The sequence below is a fragment of the Streptomyces sp. SP17BM10 genome, from assembly GCF_036322405.1.
Lineage (GTDB): Bacteria > Actinomycetota > Actinomycetes > Streptomycetales > Streptomycetaceae > Kitasatospora.
In genome coordinates, this window is record NZ_JAQYXB010000531.1 from 60,327 (window position 1) to 80,206 (window position 19,880).

The window sequence follows — 19,880 nt, forward strand, 5'->3', positions numbered from 1 at the left end:
AGCGCCAGCTTCCGCTTATCCCTGCCCCCTCAATTCCCCTCCCGCGCCCTCAGCCCACCTGCACCGACTGCGGATCCGCCAGGTACGGCCGCCACGCCAGTTCCGCCGCACCGGCGAGCGCACTGTCCGCCAGCTCCGCGCCGACGATCGGCACCCGTCCGCTGCGCCCCCACAGACAGCGCTCGGCGACGACTGCGCGCAGCCGCTCGGGCGCCGCCTCCAGCAGGTCGAGGTGCAGGCCGCTGAGCACGACGCGGTCCGGATTGAGGATGTTGGCGACGCCGGCCAGCCCGAGCCCGAGCCGGTCGATGACGTGCTCGACCGCGGCCCGCGCCGACTCGTCGGTCGCCGCGGCCCGGCACAGCTCGCGCGCCTGGTCGAGCACCGGGCGCCCCGGCTCGGGGGCGAGCCCGGCGGCGGCGAACAGCGCGTCGGGGTCGGTCTCCGCGTTGAGGCAGCCGCGGTTGCCGCACACGCAGGGCCGGCCCTGCGGATCCACGGTGAGGTGGCCGACCTCCAGCGCGAGCCCGGCACTGCCGGTGTGCAGCCGCCCGTCGATGACCAGCGCACCACCGACGCCGCTGTGCCCGGACGTGACGAGGAGCAGGTGACGGGCACCCCGTCCGGCGCCGTGGCGGTACTCGGCGAGCGCGGCGAGGTTGGCGTCGTTGGCGATGGCGGTCGGCAGCGGGTCGAGCGCGTTCGGGCCGTGGTCGGCGCGGCCGACCTCGACGTCGTACAGGTCCGCCACGGGCGTGCCGCTCGGCCAGGCGAAGTGCAGGGCCGCGAGCGCGGTGCCGTCCGGCTCCGTGACCGGGTTCGGCAACGCGAGCGCGGCACCGAGGCAGCGACGGCCGGTGGAGCGGGCGAGCTCGGCGCCCGCCTGGGCGACGGCGCGCAGCATCCGGACCGGGTCGGTCGCGGCGGGCAGCGGCAGGTGGACCGGCGGGTCGAGGAGCCCCCCGAGCCCGGCCAGCGTGACGCTCAGCCCGTCTGTGTGGATCTGTCCCGCGATCACCACGGGGCCCTGCGGGTCGATCGCGAGCCGGTGCGACGGACGCCCGCGCCCGCCACCCGCGGGACGGGAGTCGACCGTGATCAGGCCCAGTGCCTCCAACTCCGCCGTGACGGCGCCGGCGGTCGCGCGCGTGACGTCCAGCGCCCGTGTGAGCGCGGAACGAGTCGGCGTCTGACCGGTGTGGATGAGCGAGAGCGCGGGGCCGAGCAGCGTCCGACCGCGGTCGGGGGCGGCACGGCGGTGGGCATCGCGCTGCGCCTCGGAGTCGGCCCCGGGGCCCGGCTTCGGACTTGATGATGAGAGCTGCACAAGCCTATTGTGACTTTGTGCCGCTTCGAAACAAAATCCGTGCCTCTGCCCCCACCACCCCGGACACCCACCAGTCTCGCAGCACACCCCCGCGAACGGACAGCACCTGGAGCCCGGCTCGCCTCGCGCTCACCGCGTTCTTCGCCGTCGACGGCTTCCTCTTCGCCACCTGGGTGGTCCGGATCCCGGACGTCCGCAGCCAGGTCAGCGCCTCGCACAGCGCCCTCGGGCTCGCCCTGCTCTGCCTCTCGATCGGCGCCGTCCTCACCATGCCGGTGGTCGGCCGGCTCTGCCTGCGGTACGGCTCGCGGCCGGTCACCGTCGGCTCACTCGCCCTGCTCAGCCTCGCCGTGCCGCTGCCCGCGCACACCCACTCGGTGGCCGCGCTCGGCGGCGTCCTGCTGCTGTTCGGCGCCGGGTACGGCGGCGCGAACGTCGCCATGAACAGCGCCGCCGTCGACCTGGTCGCGCAGCTCCGGCGGCCCGTCATGCCCAGCTTCCACGCCGGGTACAGCCTCGGCGGCCTGGTCGGCGCGGGCGTCGGCGGGCTCCTCGCCGTCACGCTCAGCGCCTCCTGGACGCTCGCCCTCGGCGGGCTGCTCGGCCTCGTGATCACGGCGGCGGCCGGCGTCGTCCTGCTGCGCAGCCCGGACGCGCCGCAGGTCGCGGGAGGGAGCAGCGCGAACGGGACCGGTGGCGCCGCGCCGCGCGCCGGGCTGATCGTCGTCCTGCTCGGGCTCACCGCCCTGTGCACCGCGTACGGAGAGGGAGCGATCGCCGACTGGACGACGCTCCACCTCACCGACGACGTGCACGCGAGCGCCGGAACGGCTGCCGCGGGGTACGCGGCGTACGCGTTCGCGATGACCAGCGGGCGGGTCGGCGGCACCTGGCTTTCCATCAGGCTCGGGCAGACCCGGCTGATGTTCCTGGGCGGCCTCACCGCGGCGGTCGGCATGCTGGTCGCCGCTCTCGCGCCGTCAGTCCCGCTCGCCATCGGCGGGTTCGTCCTGGTCGGCCTCGGGCTCGCCAACCTGTTCCCGCTCGCCATCGCCCGGGCGGGCACGGCCGGCGGCCCGCAGGGCGTCGCGCTCGCGTCGACGCTCGGGTACGGCGGGATGCTGATCGGGCCGGTGGTCATCGGCTTCCTCGCCGACGCGGCGGGCCTTCCGCTCGCCCTCACCACCGTCGCGGTCGCGGCGGCGGCAGGGGCGCTCCTGCCGCTGACGGTGCGGCGGCGCTGATGGCGGACGGCCGGCAGCCGGCGGCGAACAGATGACAGATGACAGATGACAGATGTTGAAATCTGTCATCTGTCGGCCGTCCGCCGCCACCCACCCCACCCGCAGCGGCAGCGGCAGCGGCACCGGCAGCACAGCCAGCGTCAGTGGCATGATGCCGCCCATGACGACCACCGGGCGGATCCAGACACTCCGGGCGAGCGAGCGCCCGGCCACGGCATGGCTCAACGGGGGCGGAGTGACCCGGGAGGTCGCCGGCTTCCCCGTCGGGGCCGGGTTGGACGGCTTCGAGTGGCGGGTCAGCCTCGCGGACGTCGCCACCGCCGGTCCCTTCTCCCCGTTCCCCGGCATCGACCGGGTGATCACCTTGGTCGAAGGCCCGGGGATGGTGCTCACGGTCGACGGCGCCGAGCACCGCATCGACGAGCCCTACCGGCCGTTCGCCTTCCCGGGCGACGCCACCACGGACTGCCGCCTGCTCGCCGGACCGGTGGTCGACTTCAACGTGATGACCCGTCGCGGCGAGGTCACCGCCGAGGTCGCCCTCGCGACCGCTCCCGGGTCCGCGTCCGCCGACGTGCCACCGGGTGGTTCCGTCCTCGTGGTCTGCCTCGCCGGCTCCGTGAGCGTCGACGCCTCAGCCGACGCAACGACCGACGCCACGGCCGACGTCCCCGATGCCACCGCCACCGACCTCGCCCGCTACGACGCCGCCCTGCTCCAGCACCCCGGCTCCTTCCGGCTCCAGCCCGACGGCGTCACCGCCGTCATCACCTTCCGCCCCGCCACCTGACCGCACTCCGCAGTACGCGTCAGGCATCAGGCATCAGGCATCAGACGTCAGGCCGAATCGCCCGGCAGCCGCAGGTCCCACCCCACCAGGGCGCGGAGCTGTTCCGCCGTCACACCGTCCGGCACGGGCTGCGGCGGCTCGTGCCGCAGCGGCGGCTGCCACCCGTCCTCGACCGTCCAGCGGCGCACGACCTTGGCCGGCGCGCCCGCGACGACGCTGTGGTCGGGCACCTCGCCGCGCACCACCGCACCCGCCGCCACGACCACGTTCCGGCCGATCCGGGCGCCCGGCAGGATCACCGCCCCGGTGCCGATCCAACTGCCCGAGCCGATCTCGACGGGCTCGTTGCGCGGCCATTGCTTGCCGATCGGCAGGTCGGTGGCGCGGTACTCGTGCGCCTGGTCGGAGATGTAGACACCGGGCCCGGTCCACACGTCGTCGCCGAGGACGATCGACTGGTGCCCGACGATGTGGCTGTCGCGGCCTATCACGCAGCCGCCGCCGATCCGCACGATCGGTTCGGGCCCGAGGTCGAGGCCGGGCAGGAAGCCGGCACTGATGGTGACCCGTTCGCCGATGATCGAGAACGGTCCGATCGTGATCCACTGTTCGTTGAACACCGCCCCGAGCGGGAACGCGAGCGTCGTCCCGTCCCCCAACTCGCCGAAGCGGTAGGGGCCGGGGTTCCGGTTGCTGACCGCACCGGTCCGCTGCACCCAGCGCCAGCCCCGGTGGACGAGGCGTCCGGCCGCGCGCCGGCCGCCGGCCCGGACGGCGGAGACGAGGGAACGGGTTTTCGGCATGCGCTCACGTTACCGGCCCGTAGGGTCCGTCCGGCCGCCGGGCGGCCAACATCACACCCGGCCCGCACGCCACACCCGCACCACCCCCGCCCGCCACGCCGTCCTACCCCTCGCCAGGCCACACCCACCCCGCCGCTCAACCCCCGGAGCCAGCACGCGAACAAACCCCCGGCACGATGTCCGCCGACCGTGGAACACTCCGGATCATGGACATCTCCGAGCACATCGACGCCCTGCGCCTCGAAGGCGCCCTGCTGGCCGACGCAGCCTCCCGCGCCGGCCTCACCGCACCCGTGCCGACCTGCCCGGACTGGCAGGTCGCCGACCTCCTGCGACACATCGGCACGGTCCACCGCTGGGCCGCCGCCCACCCCGCCAAGGGCCTGCGGGAGCCGCTCGCCCTGGACGGCGGGAGCGAGCCGGTCGGCCCGGTGCCGTCCGACGCGGCGCTGCTCGACTGGTACCGCGAGGGTCACGCCGCCCTGGTGGACACGCTGGTGGCCGCCCCCGCCGACGTGGTCTGCTGGTCCTTCCTGCCCGCGCCCAGCCCGCTGGCGTTCTGGGCCCGCCGCCAGGCGCACGAGACGGCCATCCACCGCCTCGACGCCGACGCGGCGGCCGGCACCGAGGGCCCGCGGGCGGACACCGACCTCGCCCTGGACGGCGTCGACGAGCTGCTGCGCGGTTTCCTCGTCCGCCCGCGCTCGCGGCTGCGCAGCGAGGAGCCCCGCACCGTCCTGGTCCGGGCCACCGACGGCCCCGGCGCCTGGCGGGTGACGATCAGCCAGGAGCCCGTGGTGACCGTCACCGCGGACGCGCCGAACGACCCCGTCTCCAGGGCCGAACCCGCCGAGCCCGCCGACCTCACCATCGCCGGCCCGGCCCACGAGCTCTACCCGCTGCTCTGGAACCGCGTCCCGGCCGACCGCGCCGGAGCCACCACGTACACCGGCGACCAGGACCTACTGCGCCTGTGGCGCGAGACTGCCGGCATCGGCTGAGAACCGAACCCCAGGTACCGGCCCTGAGAACCGAACCCTGAGGGCCGGCCGCTCGGGGAAACGGCCCGACGCGTCAGCGCACCCAACGCGCGGGCCGCTTCTCCAGGAACGCCCGCATCCCCTCCTGCGCCTCGTCGGACCCGAACAGTCGCGCCGACAGCTCCACCAGCTCGTCCGCGTCGCGCTCGAAGGAGCGCACGACCTCGGCGTTCGCCAGCCGCTTGGACTGCGCGAGCCCCTGCGGCGAGCCCTGGCGCAGCGCGTCCACCAGTTCCTTCAGCGCGGTGCCGGTGTCCTCGGCGGACGCCGTGGCGCGGGTGATCAGCCCGATCCGCGCGGCCTCGGCGGCGTCGAAGACCTCGCCGGTGAGGTAGTAGCGGGAGGCGGCGCGCGGGTCGAGCTTGGGGCGCAGCGGCAGGGAGATGACGGCCGGCGCGAGGCCGAGCCGGACCTCGGTGAACGCGAAGGTGGCGGCCGGTCCGGCGAGGGCGAGGTCGGCCGCGCCGACGAGGCCGAGGCCGCCGGCGCGCACGTGTCCGTCGATCACGGCGATCACCGGCTTCGCGCAGTCCACGATCGCCCGCTGGAGCTCGACCAGGCCGCGCGGGCCGACCGTCGGGTCCGCGCCGGTGGCCTCGGAGAGGTCCGCGCCCGCGCAGAACACCTTTCCGGTGTGCCCGAGCACCACCGCCCGGACGTCCGGGTCGGCCGCGGCGAGCGCCAGGCCGGCATGCAGTTCGGCCATCAGGCGGGTGGAGAGCGCGTTGCGGTTGTGCGGCGAGTCGAGGGTCAGGGTGGTGACGGCGTCGGCGGTGCTGACGTGGACGAACGGCGCTTCGCTGGTCATCGGCGGGGCCTGCTTTCCGGCTGAGGGTGGGTCGGACCGCGGGTGCCGGCCGGGGTGCCCGGACGGCGCCGGCACGACTCTGGCACGCTCACCCGCCCCTCGGCCAGAGCCACCGGGGACGCATTGGGCGGAAAACCGGTGGTGGGCGCCACACCGCCGACGGCACCATCGTCGCCATGAGCACCGTGAACGCCTCCGGCCCCGCACCCTCGCGCACGCGTGCGCACACGTCCGGGGCCGCCGACGCCGTCCTGCTCCTCGCGCCCCGGATCAACGAGACCGGCCTCCAGCTGCGCACCGCCGCCGGCCGCCGCGGCCTGCGCGCGTTCACGGCGCCGTCCTGGCAGGCGCCGGAGGAACTGCTCCATGCGTCGGCACCCGTGCACGTGTACGGCGGGCCGCTGTTCGGCGACGCCGTCGGACGGGCGCTCGGGCTCGCGCTCCTGGAGCCGGCCGCCACCTGGCTAGGCGATCTGCCGCGCGAGCTGACCGGGCGCCGCGTGTCCTGCACGACGCTGGCCGAGGCGCGGAAGCTGCGCGCTCCCGCCTTCGTCAAGCCGCCGGCGGACAAGGTGTTCGCCGCGCGCGTCTACGAGGACGGCTCCGCGCTGCCCGGGCCCGGGGTGCTGGACGGGGACACGCCGGTGCAGGTGAGCGAGGTGGTGCGGTTCCGGCGCGAGTACCGGCTGTTCGTGCTCGACGGCACCGTCCGCGCCGCTTCCCGGTACGCCGTGGACGGGGAGCTGAGCGTCGCGCCGCTCGGCGCGGACGAGGGCGAGGTCCTCGCGTTCGCGGCCGATGTCCTCGCCGCCGACGCCCTCGCCACCGACGGGTCCGGCCTGCCCAGCGCCGCCGTGGTGGACGTCGGCCCGACGGACGGCGGTTGGGCCGTGGTCGAGGCCAACGCGGCCTGGGCCAGCGGCGGTTACGCCGCCGACCCGGACGGTGTCCTGGACGTCGTGCTGCGCGCCGCCGGACCGCTCGCCCGACTCCCCTCCACCGACCGCCCGTTCCTGCGCGACCTGCCCGAGATCGTCCGCTGATCCCGGCCCGTTCGCCCGCACACGTCCCAGGCTGCGGGCGAACGGCGAACGGCGGAAGACGGAAAGCGGAATGCGGAGGACGAAAGGCGGGTGCGGCGGCGTCCCGCCATGCGCCACGATGGCCGGCATGACCACAGATCAGCACCTCACCCACATCACCGAGCCGCCCGGCGTCGCCCCCGGCACCGGCTACACCCAGGTCGTCACCGGCACCGGCCGCCTGGTCCAGGTCTCCGGCCAGGTGGCCTTCGACGAGCACCGCAACCTCGTCGGCGTGGGCGACCCGAAGGCGCAGGCGCGCCAGGTGTTCGAGAACCTCCGCCGCTGCCTGGCCGCGGCCGGCGCCGGCTTCGACGACGTCGTCAAGTTCACCATCTTCGTGACCGACATCGGCTACCTGCCCGCCATCCGCGAGGCCCGCGACGAGCACGTGAACACCGCCAACCCGCCGGCCAGTTCCGCGGTGCAGGTCGCGGCGCTGTTCATGCCCGAGGTGCTGATCGAGATCGAGGCCTTCGCCCTCGTCCGGGAGTAGGCGCCACCAGGGCTCACCATGGAGCCCCTGGCCGGCCCCCCGGCCGCCATGCGGCCGGGGGGCCGGCGAGCGTCAGCCCGACGCCGGGCCGGGCCGCGCTCAGGCCCGTCACCCGGGTGAAGAACAGCACCGGGACCGCCGGCGCGAGGCCGTTGCCCGCGGTATCGACCAGGGCGATCGCGGCCAGCCGGCGGACCGTCCAGATCCAGGTGCAGCCGCCTCCGAACGGCCGCGGCAAGACGCCGCGACAAGACCACCTCCGCTACGGCCGAGAACGGTGCGGAAGGCTCCGCGGGCGTGGAGGTCATGCCCCGATCCCCCACCCGCCCACGGCGCCGTCCAACGCCCGTACCAGTAGTGGTTCAGACCTGTTGACGCATTGGTCCAGTCCTCCTACAGTGCCCATGCCCCTGCCCCCCACGGCGCGGGCACCGATCGCACACGGATCACCAGCACCGGTTCTGCTCCACCCTGTCCACCCCCCCACAGACGCAGGGAGAACCATGTCCGCTCGATCCCGGGCGTTACGACCGCGCGTGCGCCGCAGGCTGCTCGCGCTGCTCTCCGTCCTGCTCCTCCCCCTGGCCGCGCTCACCGCGCCGGCCGCCCCGGCCCAGGCCGCGGGCAAGCTCACCGCCACCTTCACCACCGCCGACAACGGCTCGTGGTGGCAGGGCACGTACGTCGTCCACAACGACGACGCGGCCGCCGTCACGGGCTGGACCCTGGAGTTCGACCTCCCGGCCGGCGTCACCATCGGCAACACCTACAACGGCACGGCCACCGTGAACGGCCAACACGTCACGGCCACCAACGCGTTCTACAACGCGACCGTCCCCGCGCACGGCAGCACGGAGCCGTACAGCTTCTGGTTCATCGGCAACGGTCCCGTCACCACGCCCCTCAACTGCCGTGTCAACGGCGACAAGTGCGACGGCAGCGCCGACGTCCCGCCGTCCGCGCCCGGTGCGCCGTCGGTCACCGAGTCGACGGCGCACACGCTCACGCTCGGCTGGCCGGCCGCGACTGCGGGGGACTTCCCGGTCGCGTCGTACGACGTGCTGAACGGTGCCACCGTCGTCGCCTCCAGCACCACCACCAGCGCCGTGGTCACCGGCCTCACCCCGGCCACCACGTACACGCTCACCGTCCGCGCCAAGGACACCCGCGGCAACACGAGCGGGCCGAGCGGGCCCGTCACGGCCCGCACCTTCGACCCGTCGACCGACCCCGACCCACCCACGGCACCGACCAACCTCCGTGCCACCGGCGTGAGTTCGTCCGACGTCACGCTCGCCTGGAGCGCCTCGACCGACAGCCTCCGCGTCGCCGCGTACGACGTCTACCAGGGCGGCACGCTCGCGGCGACGGTCGGCGGCAGCACGCTCACCGCCACCGTCGGCGGCCTTTCCCCGTCCACCGCCTACACGTTCACCGTCAAGGCCCGCAATCCCGCCGACGTCCCCTCGCCCGCGTCCACACCGCTCGGCGTCACCACCTCCGACCTGGTCGGCGCCGGGAAGTACGCCCGCGTCGGCTACTTCGTCCAGTGGGGCGTCTACGGCCGCCAGTACTTCGTCAAGAACCTCGACACCTCCGGCAGCGCCGCCAAGCTCGACGTCGTCAACTACGCCTTCGAGAACATCGATCCGACCAACCTGACCTGCCTCGCCGGCGTCACCAAGGGCACCACGTCCAACCCCCAGGACCCCGACCAGGGCACGGGCGCGGGCGACGCCGACGCCGACTATGCCCGCCCGATGAGCGCCGACCAGTCGGTGGACGGCGTCGCGGACGACGGGTGGGGCAAACTCCGCGGCAACTTCAACCAGTTGAAGAAGCTCAAGGCCAAGTACCCGAACCTGAAGGTGGTCGTCTCGCTCGGCGGCTGGACGTACTCCAAGTTCTTCTCGGACGTCGCCGCGAGCGACGCCTCCCGGCAGAAGTTCGTCCAGTCCTGCATCGACGTGTGGATCAAGGGCAACCTGCCCGCCTACAACGGCGCCGGCGGCCCCGGCACGGGGGCCGGGATCTTCGACGGCATCGACCTCGACTGGGAGTGGCCGGGCTCCGGTGACGGCCACGCCGGCAACCACTGGAGCGCGGGCGACAAGGCCGACCTGACGCTGCTGCTGGCCGAGTTCCGCAAGCAGCTCGACGCGCTGGGCGGCCCGCACCGGCTGCTCACCGCCTTCACCCCGGCCGACCCGGTGAAGATCGGCGCAGGCTGGGACCTCACGAAGATCTTCGGCTCCCTCGACATCGCCAACGTCCAGGGCTACGACTTCCACGGCTCCGGCAGCGACAACTCGTGGGAGCCCGACCGCACCGGCCACCAGGCCAACCTCGACGCCGACCCCAAGGACCCCTACCCGTTCCACTTCAGCGTGGACGCGGCCGTCCAGGCCTACCTCGGCGCCGGCGTCAACCCGCGCAAGCTCACCATCGGGTTCCCGTTCTACGGCCGCGGCTGGCAGGGCGTGGCCGACGGCGGCGCGTCCGGCGCCTGGCAGTCCGCGAAGGGAGCGGCGCCGGGCCAGTTCGCGGAGGAGGCCGGCACCCGCGGCTACGACAACCTCGTCACCAGCGTCCCCGGCCTGACCGTCCACCACGACCCGCAGGCCGTCGCGACCTACGGCTACACGGGCGCAGGCGGCCAGTGGTGGACGTTCGACGACGCCTGGTCGATCGCCCGGAAGACCGCCTACCTCAAGTCCGAGAACCTGCTGGGCGGCATGATCTGGGAGATGTCCGGCGACACTCCGACCGGCACCCTGATGTCCGCGCTCGGCACCGGCCTCCGGTAGCCGGACCGCCACCCCGCCGGGGCCGCGAGGGAACCCCCTCCCGGCCCCGGTAGTTCCATGTCCGACACGGGTCGGTACGGATCAGTGACGTTGACCGACCATCGGACCGAGGGCCGGGCCCGCGGGCGTCAACGCGAGGCCAGTGCCGACAGCCTGCGGGCCGCGCGGTACTGGCGCAGCACCTGGGCGAAGGTGGTGTGGCCCTGGGTCGTGCGGGCGAAGGCGCGCCAGGCGGCCGGCACCAGGCAGACCGCGGCGTGGAACAGGTACGGCCGGCGCTCGAAGGCCGCCAGCAACTGCTTGCCGGCCCGCATCTCCACGCCCAGGCCCGCCTTGATGGCGAACGCGTAGTTGAGCGCCTCGCGCCGCACTCCGGCGGCGTCGCCCGCCTCGGCGACCTTCACGGCCCACTCGCCGGCCAGCCGGCCCGAGCGCAGCGCGTACGAGATGCCCTCGCGGGTCCACGGCTCCAGCAGACCGGCCGCGTCGCCGGCGACCAGCACCCGGCCGCGCGAGAGCGGCGAGTCCTCGGCCCGGCAGCGGGTCAGGTGGCCGGACTCGACGCTCGGCGTGAAGCCGGACAGGCCCAGCCGCCGGACGTAGTCGGCGAGGTACTGCTTGGTCCCCTCCCCGTCGCCGCGCGCCGAGATGACACCGACGGTCAGGCTGCTCGACTCGGTCTTCGGGAAGACCCAGCCGTAACTGCCGGGCAGCGGGCCCCAGTCGAGGTGGATCCGGCCCGCCCAGTCGGCGGCGACCTGCGCCGGCACCGGGATCTCCGCCTCCAGGCCCAGGTCGATCTGGTCGAAGGTGACGCCCACGTGCCGCCCGATCCGGCTGGCGCTGCCGTCCGCGCCGACCACCGCGCGCGCCTCGAACCGGCGCCCGTCGGCGGCCGTGACCACCGCCGTGCGGTGCTCCCCGCCGCGCTGTTCGACGCCGGTGACGCTCACGCCGGTGACCAGCACCGCGCCCGCCTGCTTGGCCGCCTGCACCAGGCGCAGGTCGAACTCGTCGCGGTTGACCAGGCCGAACAGCATCCGCTTCGAGCGCTGCGTGCGGGCGAACCGCCCCCGGTAGGCGAAGGTGACGGCGTGCACGCGGTCCTGGAGCGGCAGCCGGAAGCCCGGCGGCAGGCTGTCCCGGGAGGGGCCGATGATCCCGCCGCCGCAGGTCTTGTAGCGGGGGTGCTCGGCCTTGTCGAGCAGCAGCACCCGGCGGCCCTGGACGGCGGCGGCGTGCGCCGCCGAGGCCCCGGCCGGTCCGGCGCCGACCACCACGACGTCCCAGACGTCGTCGACCGCGTCGACCGCGTCGAGCCCGTCGGATGCCTCGGATGCATCGGCCGAGGCACCGGACGCACCGGACTGCGGATCCGACGGACCGTCGGAAGGCCGGGCGAGTCTCTCGGGCGATCCGGGCGATCCGGGCGATCCGGGCGCCTGCGACGCCTCGGACGCCGTCGGCAGTTCGGACGCCTCGGCGTCGAGCGGGCTGCGGGAATCGGAGCTTCCGGAGTCAGTCACGTCGAGCAATCCTATGCGTCCGCACCGCTCCCTGCCGAGCCGCACCACACCGCCGCGCCCGCCCCGCTCCGACGCTCCGCCTATGATCGGCGGTACCCCAACCGCCCGTACCCGCCCGGACCATCCCTCGGGCGGCCCCGACCCCGGAGCAGCCCCGATGTCACAGCCCCTGGCCGACGCCGTCCGGTCCCTGATGGACCGCGCCCGCACCGACCTCGCCGAGCTGGTCGCCTTCCCGTCGGTCGCCGACCCACGCCAGTTCCCGGTCGAGGAGTGCGAGAAGGCCGCGCGCTGGACCGCCGAGGCGTTCGCCGCCGAGGGCCTGACCAACGTGCAGCTGCTCGACACCCCGGACGGCACGCAGTCCGTCTACGCCGAGCTCCCCGGCCCCGAGGGCGCGCCGACCGTCCTGCTGTACTCGCACTACGACGTCCAGCCCCCGCTCGACGAGGACGCCTGGCTGAGCCCGGCCTTCGAACTGACCGAGCGTGACGGCCGCTGGTACGGCCGCGGCGCGGCCGACTGCAAGGGCAACATCCTGATGCACCTGACCGCCCTGCGCGCCCTGCGCCAGGTGTACGGGGACGCCTACCCTGTCGGCCTGAAGATCATCGTCGAGGGCTCGGAGGAGCAGGGCACCGGCGGCCTCCAGCAGTACGCCGAGGCGCACCCCGAACTGCTCGCCGCCGACGTCATCGTCATCGGCGACACCGGCAACTTCGCCCCCGGACTGCCCACCGTCACGGCGTCGCTGCGCGGCATGACGGTCGTCGAGGTGTCCGTCACCACCCTCGCCGGGAACCTGCACTCCGGCGCCTTCGGCGGCGCCGCCCCGGACGCGCTGCAGTCCCTCGTCAAGGTCCTCGCCTCGCTGCACGACGACAACGGCGACGTCGCCGTCCGAGGGCTCGCCACCGGCCAGACCTGGGACGGCGTGCAGTACCCGGAGGAGCAGTTCCGCGCCGACGCCAAGGTGCTGGACGGCGTCGCCCTCACCGGCACCGGCACCGTCGCCGACCGGCTCTGGGCCCGCCCGTCCGTCACCGTCCTCGGCATCGACGCCCCGCCCGTGATCGGCGCGACCTCGTCCGTGCAGGCCGCCGCCAAGGCACTGGTGAGCCTGCGGGTGCCGCCGGGCACCGACCCGGCGGCCGCCCAGGACCTGCTGGTCGCCCACCTGGAGGCGCACGTGCCGCTCGGCGCGCGCCTGACCGTCGAGCGCCAGGGCACCGGCTCGGCGTTCAGCGCCGACACCACCGGCCCGGCCTACGAGGCGATGGGCAAGGCCATGGCCGAGGCCTTCGGCACCCCGATGGTCGTCTCCGGCGAGGGCGGCTCGATCCCGCTCTGCGACACGCTGCGCACGCTCTACCCGCAGGCCGAGATCGTGCTGATCGGCGTGGAGGAGCCGACCACCCAGATCCACGCGGTCAACGAGAGCGTGGACCCGAAGGAGCTGGAGCTGATGGCCCTCAGCGAGGCCCTGTTCCTGCGCCACTACGCCGAACTGCGCTCCGCCTGACGGAAGTCGTGCCGGCCCCCGCGGCGGGCACGCGCGGCCCGGCGGAGGCGCCGGCCGACGTGCCCGCAGACCCGCCGGCCGACGCGCCGGGCACCGCGCCCGCCGCCCGCCCGGCGGCCGCCCCCGGCCGTCGGCGCCTGGCCGCCACCACGGCCGCGACGGCCGCCGCGTAGCCGGCCGCACCCACCGTGAACCCGGCCCCGGCGCCGAAGCAGAACTCCGGGATCAGCCCGCGCCGCAGCGGGCTGATCCGATGCGCCACCCCGGCCGCCGTCGCCAGGCCCAGTGCCACGGCGGCGGCCCTCCGACCCCTCGGCGAGAGCACGACGGCGGGCCGCACCGGCTCTACTGCCCGCGCCGCGCGCACCGCCCAGCCGCCGACCGCCGCGAGCGCGAGCGCCGAACTCCCGTACTGCAGGGCCGAGTAGAGCGGCACCCCGGCCACCTCCCGGTCCAGTACCGGCAGCAGCCGCACCCCCAGGCGCCCCTCGTGGGTGAAGGCGTCCCACCCCACGTGCGTGGCCGCGCCGACCGCCGCCGACACCGCGAACCACCCCGCCCGCGCCGCCGTCTCAGGGCCGCGACCGCGCACCGCCGCCACCACGCCGCCGCGCGGGAGCGTCAACGCCTCCGCCGCGCCCGTCCACCGCTCGGGCAGCAGGGCCACCAGCGGCCCCCTCAGGAGCCCGTGCCAGCCCACCACCAGAGCGCCCGCGATCGCCACGTCCAGCGTGGGCACCGCCCACCACCGGTGCGTCAACCCTCCGTGCCCGTACACCCCGGGCAGCAGGGACTCGGCGAAGAACGGCACGTCGGGCGCCATCGACCCGGCGACCAGCGCCGACGCCACGAGCGGCCCGCGCTCCCCGGCGGCGCGCAGCAGGGGCAGGACGGCGGCGGGGTGGCTGAACGTGAACGGCATGCGCCCATCCTGCCCGCTCCCGCCCCGGCCCGCCGACCGCCCACGCCCGACCGTTACGAGCCCCTCCCCCAGCGCCCCGCCCGCCCAACCGACGCCGCCGGCCCCGCCTTGCCCCTCCTGCCCAACCGCCTGCCCCGCCAGCCCCGCCCGCCCCGCCCGCCCCGCCGACGCCGCCTACGCCGCGTCAGCCGCCCTGGCCAGCCCCGCGGCGACCCGCCGCCCCGCTTCCAGGTACCGCAGCTCCCCGCTGCGCCGGGCGTCCAGGGTGGCGGCCAGCCGCCGGTAGCGGCTCGGCGGCAGCAGGTCGGCGGCCTCGTCCAACGTGACGAAGCGGCAGTTGCGCAGTTCCTCCCGCTGGAGCAGGAGCCCCTGCCGGGCGGTGGCGTCCAGCAGCCCGCCGTCGTACATGAGCCGCAGACCGCCGCGGCGCGGCCCGGTCCGCGGCTCCCAGTCGACGGCGAGCAGCCGCAGGGCGGCCGGGTCGAGCCGTAGGCCGAGTTCCTCGGCGGTCTCGCGCAGGGCGGCGTCGGTGGGGGCCTCGCCGCGTTCGACGACACCGCCCGGGAAGTCCCAGTCGGGCTTGTAGACGGGGTCGACGAGGAGCACGCGGTCCTGCTCGTCGAAGAACAGGACGGCGGAGGCGACGGTGTCCTCGGTGGGGTCGGGCGTCTGCACGATCGGGCAGCGGGCGGCGCCGTCGCGGACGAGGTCGGCGATCCGCTCGGCGGTCTCGCGCGGCGTGAGCCGGCCCGTGTCGAGCGCGCGGGCGTCGCGCAGCAGCCAGCGCCGGGCGGCGCGGTAGCGCGGCAGGTGCTCCAGGCCCCAGCGGCGGACCCGGTCACTGGCCGCGGGGTCGCCCGGGCACGCGTCGCGCTGCTCGATGCGTTCCCGCAGGATCGTTTCTTCGGGATCCAGGACGACGTGGTGCACGGCGATGCCGTGCGAGGCCAGATCGCCGAAGATCTCGTCCCGGTAGTCCTCTCTGAGCAGGGTCATCGGGACCACCAGGGGGCCCGGCACCTCGCCGAGCAGCGCGGCCGCCACCTCGGGGACCAGCCGGCGCCAGGCCGGCAGGTCCTGGAAGTCCGACACCGCCGACAGCCGGTCGGCCGGGAGCAACCCCCGCAGCCCGGCCCCCACCAGCTCGGGGTCGAACAGCGTGCTCCCGGGAAGCAGTTCCACCAACTCGCGGCAGGCGCTGGTCTTGCCCGCCCCGAACGTGCCATTGACCCAGACGATCACAACGTCCCCCTGCCCCTCGACTTCCCTCGATGCCGTTCACACCGGGCGGCGCCCCCGTTGCCGAACCAGCGCCACCCGTGGTGGTACCCCCGCCGCGCGGCTCCCCATACCTCTTCGCGCCCTCCACTGCGCCACCCAGGACCGCCCCGTGACAGGGGCATGTGCCCAGGCCAGGAGCCCGTGCGGCGGACGGCGCCGACCGTTCGCGCAGGCCTCCGCGCGCGCTTCGCACGCCTACGGCCCGCCCCCGACGCACCCCATCGAGCCGGCTCGTACGCCCGTACAACGGCGCTCACTCAACAGCACACGCCCCACGCGCACCACCCCTGCGCACGACCGTACGCCCTCCGCGTCCCCACCCGCCCACCGGATCCCCTGCCCCTGCCGCCGACCCGCACCGCCATCCACTTGCACGGAGCCACCCGACCCCGTACAGAGGAACGATGAAGCTGCGCCCCGCCGGCCGAGTCATCGTCATCGGGTCGGTCAACATCGACCGGATCCTGAGCTGCCCCGTCCTCCCCGCCCCCGGCGAGACCGTGCTCGCCGCCGACGCCACCCAGGGGTTCGGCGGCAAGGGCGCGAACCAGGCCGTCGCCGCGGCCCGGATGGGCGTGGCCACCCACCTGGTCGCGAAGCTCGGGGCGGACGCCGACGGCCGCGCGGCGCTCGCCGACCTCCGGAGCGCCGGCGTCGAGACCGCCGCGCTGCTCACCGACGCCGCCGCGCCCACCGGGCAGGCGATCGTCATGGTGGACCCCGCCGGCGAGAACAGCATCGTCGTCGTCCCGGGCGCCAACGCCCGCCTGACGGCCGCCGAGGTCACCGCCGCGCTCGGCGCCGCCCGCCTCCTCCCCCGCGACGTGGTCCTGACCGGCGGCGAGGTCCCGGAGGAGTGCGTGCGCGCGACGGCCGCCGCGCTCCCGGCGGAGGGCACCCGCTGGGTGCACAACGCGGCCCCCGCCGGCACGCTCCCCGCCCCGGGCCCGACCGGCCGGCGACCGCTGGTCGTCGTGAACGCCGTCGAGGCCCGCCAGCTCACCGGCGCCGCCTCCGTCACCGGGGCGGCCGACGCGCTCGCCGGCCTCGCCGACGGCGCCGTGATCACCCTCGGCGGCGAGGGCGCCCTCGTCATCGACGGCGACGGCCGGGCGACGCCCCTGCCCGCCCCCGCCGTCACCGTGGTCGACACGACCGGCGCCGGCGACGTCTTCTGCGGCGCCCTGAGCGCCGAACTCGCCCGCGGCGCGGCCCTGCCCGAGGCGGCGGCCGTCGCCGTGGCCGCCGGGGCGTTCGCCGTCACCGCGCTGGGCGCCCGCGGCGCCCTACCCCGCCCGACGGACCTCTGACCCAACGCCTCGGGACCCGACCTCCGCACGCACAAAGGGCGTTCGGGTCCGAACCGACCCGAACGCCCTCCGCTCATACCGCTACGGACGCCCCATGTAGGCCGGGTAGTAGCCGCTGCTGATGCCCGAGATCCGGATGTTGGTCCCCGGCCGCGCGGCCTCGACGTACTGGTTGTTGCCCAGGTAGATCGCCACGTGCTGGATGCCCCGCCGCGTGCCGTCGGGCGACCAGAACAGCAGGTCCCCGCGCCGCAGCTGGCTCGCGCTGATCGGCGTGGTCGCCTCGTACTGGTCGTTGGCCACCCGCGGCAGGTCGATGCCGCCGCGCCGGAACGCCTGCTGCACCAGGCCGGAGCAGTCGTAACCGTCCGGTCCGTTGCCCGCGATCTCGAAGGGCTTGCCGAGCTGCGCGAGCGCGAACTGGATCGCCGTCTCGACGTTCCGGTCCGCCGCGGGCGGCGCCGCGCTGGAGGACGACGACGAGGACGAGCCCCCGCCCCCCGTGCGGTCGAGGTAGATGTCGTAGTGCGTGGTCCAGCGCCACTCGCCCTTGCTGTTCTTGAACCAGTACCGCGACCCGTCCCAGCCCTGCTTGATCCCGCCGTTGGACTTCGCGGCGGAGGACGAGGACGACGTCTTGGCGGTCGAGCCGCCACTGGTGCGCGCCTTGTAGACGCTGTAGTGCGTCGTCCAGCGCCACTCACCCTTGCTGTTCTTGAACCAGTACCGCGACCCGTCCCAGCCCGCGTGGGCCGGCGCCGGCTCGGCGGACGCGGAGGTCACGCCGGTGCCGAGGCCGATCACACCCGCGCCGGCGACGATCACGGCCACCATGCCTATCCCCCGGCGCACCCGCCCGGTCCGGGAGGAACGGGCCACGGCCCTGCGGTCGGGGGTGGGGGTGGTGGCGTGCTGCCCGGTCGACTCGTCGGCGACATCCGGTGCGCCGGTGTTGACGGTGGTCATCCTGCTGACTTCCTTCACTGCTGCGGAGACTCCTGCGGGAACTCCCGCGGAGACTGCTACGGAGACGCGGATCGGTCCGAGCCACCGAACCATCCCGAAAGGGACGGATCGGTTGATTCGGTACTGCCGCGTGTCACGTTAGGCACGCGTCCGCGCACGGCGCGCAGTGGAGTGCGCCAAAGGAAGGGTCACGAAGGGTGAGCACCGAACGGGGCATCAGGGTGAGCAGCCGTCACCGGCGCGGTTCCCGACGCCTCCTCATCACCGCTCGCCGGACTCCGCCAGCAGCTGCTTCTTGAGCACCTTTCCCATGGCGTTCCTTGGGAGTTCGGGCACCAGGACGACCCTGCGCGGGCGCTTGTGCACGGACAGCCGCTCGGCCACGAACGCCGTCAGCTGGTCCCCCGTCACCGGACCGTCCGCGATGACGTACGCGACGACGGCCTGCCCGAGGTCCTCGTCCGGCGCGCCGACCACCGCCGCGTCGGCGACGGCCGGGTGGTCGCGCAGCGCCGCCTCCACCTCGCCGGCGCCGATCCGGTAGCCGCCGCTCTTGATCAGGTCGACCGAGGCGCGGCCGACGATCCGGTGGAAGCCGTCCGGGCCGATCACCGCCACGTCGCCGGTGCGGAACCAGCCGTCCGCGGTCCACGCCTCGGCGTCGGCGTCCGGCCGATTGAGGTAGCCGGAGAAGAGGGTCGGGCCGGCGAGCTGCAACTCGCCCACGCTCTCCCCGTCGCACGGCACGGGCGCGCCGTCCTCGCCGACCAGCCGGGTGCGGACGCCGTCCAGCGGCAGGCCGACGCTGCCGGGTCGGCGCTCGCCGTCGGCCCGGGTGCTGACGGTGATCAGCGACTCCGTCATCCCGTAGCGCTCGATGGGCGCGTGGCCGGTCAGCTCCGCGAGCCGCTCGAACACCGGAACGGGCAGCGGCGCGCTGCCCGAGACCAGCAGCCGGGCGCCGGCCAGGGCCGACGCGGCCTCCGGCTCCGCCGCCAGCCGGGACCAGACGGTCGGCACGCCGAAGTACAGGCTGCCGCCCGCCGCCGCGTACCCGGCGGGGGTGGGCCGGCCGGTGTGGACGAGCCGGCTGCCGGTGCGCAGGGCGCCGAGCACGCCGAGCAGGAGACCGTGGACGTGGAAGAGCGGCAGGCCGTGGACGAGCGTGTCCCCGGCGGTCCACTGCCAGGCGGCGGCGAGCGCGTCCAGGTCTGCGGCGACGGCCTCGCGGCGGATCACCGCGCCCTTCGGCGCGCCCGTGGTGCCCGAGGTGTAGAGGACGAACCCGGTGGCGTCCCCGGCCGGCTCGGCGTACGTCGTCGCCGAACGCACCGCCGGATCGACCGGCAGCGCCTCCACGCCGCCCGCCCCTGCGCCTACCGTGGTGTCCGCCGTGATGTCCCCGACCGCGCTGTCCCCGATGGCGTGCGCCAGCAGCGCGGCACCCGAGTCGCGCAGGATGTGCTCGCGCTCCTTCGGTCCCGAGTCGGGCGGCAGCGGCACCACCGGCACGCCCGCCAGCAGGCCGCCGACCACGGCGGTGACGGTCTCGACGCTCGGCCGCGCCAGCACCGCGAGCGCGGGGGCACCGGCGACCCGGTCCGCCACGGCGGTCGCCGCGCCCAGCAGGTCCTCCCGCGAGAACGCGCGCCCGTCGATCCGCAGCGCGTCGGCGGAGTCCCCGAAGCCGCCCTGAAGTGCCGTCAGCAGTGCCATGCGTCCGTCCTCGCCTCTCCACAGGTGTCCCGCCGACTCTACGGGCCCGCCCCGAACGCCCGGGAACAGCAGCCCGGGAACGGCGGGGACGGCCCGGGTACGCCGGAGGGCGTGGCACCGGGTACCCGGTGCCACGCCCTCCGCGTCGGTGCGGGGCGGATCAGGCCTTGCGGGCCTTCACCTCGGCGGTGAGCTGCGGCAGGACGGCGAAGAGGTCGCCGACGACGCCGTAGTCGACCA

General features: G+C 74.9%; 17 protein-coding genes. 8 read left to right on the forward strand and 9 right to left on the reverse strand.

The annotated features are described in order from the left end of the window. Positions 1 to 49 precede the first annotated feature (49 nt). A complete protein-coding gene (locus PUR71_RS11760; protein ID WP_329926846.1) occupies positions 50 to 1,228 on the reverse strand; it encodes an ROK family protein in 1,179 nt (392 codons plus the stop codon). A gap of 116 nt (positions 1,229 to 1,344) precedes the next feature. Here PUR71_RS11760 and PUR71_RS11765 point away from each other — a divergent pair, with 116 nt between their 5' ends. Then, positions 1,345 to 2,571, forward strand: a complete 1,227-nt coding sequence (locus PUR71_RS11765) for an MFS transporter (protein ID WP_329926813.1) — start codon at positions 1,345 to 1,347, stop codon at positions 2,569 to 2,571. A gap of 160 nt (positions 2,572 to 2,731) precedes the next feature. After that, entirely contained in the window at positions 2,732 to 3,361 is a 630-nt protein-coding gene (locus PUR71_RS11770; RefSeq protein WP_329926814.1) for a HutD/Ves family protein, read from the forward strand. A 47-nt stretch (positions 3,362 to 3,408) separates the two neighbouring features. Here the strand turns inward: PUR71_RS11770 and PUR71_RS11775 are convergent, their stop codons facing one another. Beyond that, positions 3,409 to 4,164, reverse strand: a complete 756-nt coding sequence (locus PUR71_RS11775) for an acyltransferase (protein WP_329926816.1) — start codon at positions 4,162 to 4,164, stop codon at positions 3,409 to 3,411. 206 nt (positions 4,165 to 4,370) lie between these two features. On the opposite strand from PUR71_RS11775, the gene PUR71_RS11780 reads away from it, so the two are divergent. Then, complete coding sequence (locus PUR71_RS11780; RefSeq protein WP_329926817.1) at positions 4,371 to 5,165, forward strand: maleylpyruvate isomerase family mycothiol-dependent enzyme; 795 nt, start codon at positions 4,371 to 4,373, stop codon at positions 5,163 to 5,165. Positions 5,166 to 5,238: 73 nt separating this feature from the next. Here the strand turns inward: PUR71_RS11780 and PUR71_RS11785 are convergent, their stop codons facing one another. Continuing rightward, a complete protein-coding gene (locus PUR71_RS11785; protein WP_329926819.1) occupies positions 5,239 to 6,012 on the reverse strand; it encodes an enoyl-CoA hydratase family protein in 774 nt (257 codons plus the stop codon). 176 nt (positions 6,013 to 6,188) lie between these two features. On the opposite strand from PUR71_RS11785, the gene PUR71_RS11790 reads away from it, so the two are divergent. Beyond that, positions 6,189 to 7,055 carry an ATP-grasp domain-containing protein gene (locus PUR71_RS11790; protein WP_329926820.1) on the forward strand — a complete coding sequence of 289 codons (867 nt, stop codon included), beginning with the start codon at positions 6,189 to 6,191 and terminating at the stop codon, positions 7,053 to 7,055. A 127-nt stretch (positions 7,056 to 7,182) separates the two neighbouring features. Continuing rightward, complete coding sequence (locus tag PUR71_RS11795; protein ID WP_329926822.1) at positions 7,183 to 7,590, forward strand: RidA family protein; 408 nt, start codon at positions 7,183 to 7,185, stop codon at positions 7,588 to 7,590. Positions 7,591 to 7,603: 13 nt separating this feature from the next. On the opposite strand, the gene PUR71_RS11800 is transcribed toward PUR71_RS11795, so the two are convergent. Further along, positions 7,604 to 7,828, reverse strand: a complete 225-nt coding sequence (locus PUR71_RS11800) for a hypothetical protein (protein ID WP_329926824.1) — start codon at positions 7,826 to 7,828, stop codon at positions 7,604 to 7,606. Positions 7,829 to 8,093: 265 nt separating this feature from the next. On the opposite strand from PUR71_RS11800, the gene PUR71_RS11805 reads away from it, so the two are divergent. Then, positions 8,094 to 10,397: a glycosyl hydrolase family 18 protein gene (locus PUR71_RS11805; protein ID WP_329926827.1), complete on the forward strand. Its 2,304-nt coding sequence runs from the start codon at positions 8,094 to 8,096 to the stop codon at positions 10,395 to 10,397. Between the two features lie 128 nt (positions 10,398 to 10,525). Here the strand turns inward: PUR71_RS11805 and PUR71_RS11810 are convergent, their stop codons facing one another. Next, entirely contained in the window at positions 10,526 to 11,923 is a 1,398-nt protein-coding gene (locus PUR71_RS11810) for a geranylgeranyl reductase family protein (protein WP_443077426.1), read from the reverse strand. 157 nt (positions 11,924 to 12,080) lie between these two features. Between PUR71_RS11810 and PUR71_RS11815 the strand changes: the two genes are divergently transcribed. Continuing rightward, the gene (locus PUR71_RS11815; RefSeq protein ID WP_329926829.1) at positions 12,081 to 13,445 is read left to right on the forward strand and encodes a dipeptidase; all 1,365 of its coding nucleotides are present in this window, start codon (positions 12,081 to 12,083) and stop codon (positions 13,443 to 13,445) included. Here the strand turns inward: PUR71_RS11815 and PUR71_RS11820 are convergent. Together PUR71_RS11820 and PUR71_RS11825 are read right to left on the reverse strand one after the other, a co-directional pair. After that, positions 13,396 to 14,367, reverse strand: a complete 972-nt coding sequence (locus PUR71_RS11820) for a DUF4184 family protein (RefSeq protein ID WP_329926831.1) — start codon at positions 14,365 to 14,367, stop codon at positions 13,396 to 13,398. The genes PUR71_RS11815 and PUR71_RS11820 overlap by 50 nt on opposite strands. 174 nt (positions 14,368 to 14,541) lie before the next feature. Further along, the gene (locus tag PUR71_RS11825; RefSeq protein WP_329926833.1) at positions 14,542 to 15,609 is read right to left on the reverse strand and encodes an NUDIX hydrolase; all 1,068 of its coding nucleotides are present in this window, start codon (positions 15,607 to 15,609) and stop codon (positions 14,542 to 14,544) included. A gap of 443 nt (positions 15,610 to 16,052) precedes the next feature. Here PUR71_RS11825 and PUR71_RS11830 point away from each other — a divergent pair, with 443 nt between their 5' ends. Next, the gene (locus PUR71_RS11830) at positions 16,053 to 16,958 is read left to right on the forward strand and encodes a ribokinase (protein WP_329926835.1); all 906 of its coding nucleotides are present in this window, start codon (positions 16,053 to 16,055) and stop codon (positions 16,956 to 16,958) included. Positions 16,959 to 17,039: 81 nt separating this feature from the next. Here PUR71_RS11830 and PUR71_RS11835 read toward each other — a convergent pair whose 3' ends face one another. Both PUR71_RS11835 and PUR71_RS11840 read right to left on the reverse strand, forming a co-directional pair. Then, complete coding sequence (locus tag PUR71_RS11835; protein ID WP_329926837.1) at positions 17,040 to 17,924, reverse strand: C40 family peptidase; 885 nt, start codon at positions 17,922 to 17,924, stop codon at positions 17,040 to 17,042. A gap of 261 nt (positions 17,925 to 18,185) precedes the next feature. Then, positions 18,186 to 19,640 (reverse strand): acyl-CoA synthetase, encoded by a 1,455-nt coding sequence (locus PUR71_RS11840; protein ID WP_329926839.1) that lies wholly within the window; start codon positions 19,638 to 19,640, stop codon positions 18,186 to 18,188. Between the last annotated feature and the right edge of the window lie 240 nt (positions 19,641 to 19,880).

Bases quoted from the DNA above. Each gene is read 5' to 3' on its own strand.
- PUR71_RS11770 (WP_329926814.1), top strand. From the start codon at position 2,732: ATGACGACCACCGGGCGGATCCAGACACTCCGGGCGAGCGAGCGCCCG.
- PUR71_RS11775 (WP_329926816.1), bottom strand. From the start codon at position 4,164: ATGCCGAAAACCCGTTCCCTCGTCTCCGCCGTCCGGGCCGGCGGCCGG.
- PUR71_RS11780 (WP_329926817.1), top strand. From the start codon at position 4,371: ATGGACATCTCCGAGCACATCGACGCCCTGCGCCTCGAAGGCGCCCTG.
- PUR71_RS11785 (WP_329926819.1), bottom strand. From the start codon at position 6,012: ATGACCAGCGAAGCGCCGTTCGTCCACGTCAGCACCGCCGACGCCGTC.
- PUR71_RS11790 (WP_329926820.1), top strand. From the start codon at position 6,189: ATGAGCACCGTGAACGCCTCCGGCCCCGCACCCTCGCGCACGCGTGCG.
- PUR71_RS11795 (WP_329926822.1), top strand. From the start codon at position 7,183: ATGACCACAGATCAGCACCTCACCCACATCACCGAGCCGCCCGGCGTC.
- PUR71_RS11805 (WP_329926827.1), top strand. From the start codon at position 8,094: ATGTCCGCTCGATCCCGGGCGTTACGACCGCGCGTGCGCCGCAGGCTG.
- PUR71_RS11815 (WP_329926829.1), top strand. From the start codon at position 12,081: ATGTCACAGCCCCTGGCCGACGCCGTCCGGTCCCTGATGGACCGCGCC.
- PUR71_RS11820 (WP_329926831.1), bottom strand. From the start codon at position 14,367: ATGCCGTTCACGTTCAGCCACCCCGCCGCCGTCCTGCCCCTGCTGCGC.
- PUR71_RS11830 (WP_329926835.1), top strand. From the start codon at position 16,053: ATGAAGCTGCGCCCCGCCGGCCGAGTCATCGTCATCGGGTCGGTCAAC.
- PUR71_RS11835 (WP_329926837.1), bottom strand. From the start codon at position 17,924: ATGACCACCGTCAACACCGGCGCACCGGATGTCGCCGACGAGTCGACC.
- PUR71_RS11840 (WP_329926839.1), bottom strand. From the start codon at position 19,640: ATGGCACTGCTGACGGCACTTCAGGGCGGCTTCGGGGACTCCGCCGAC.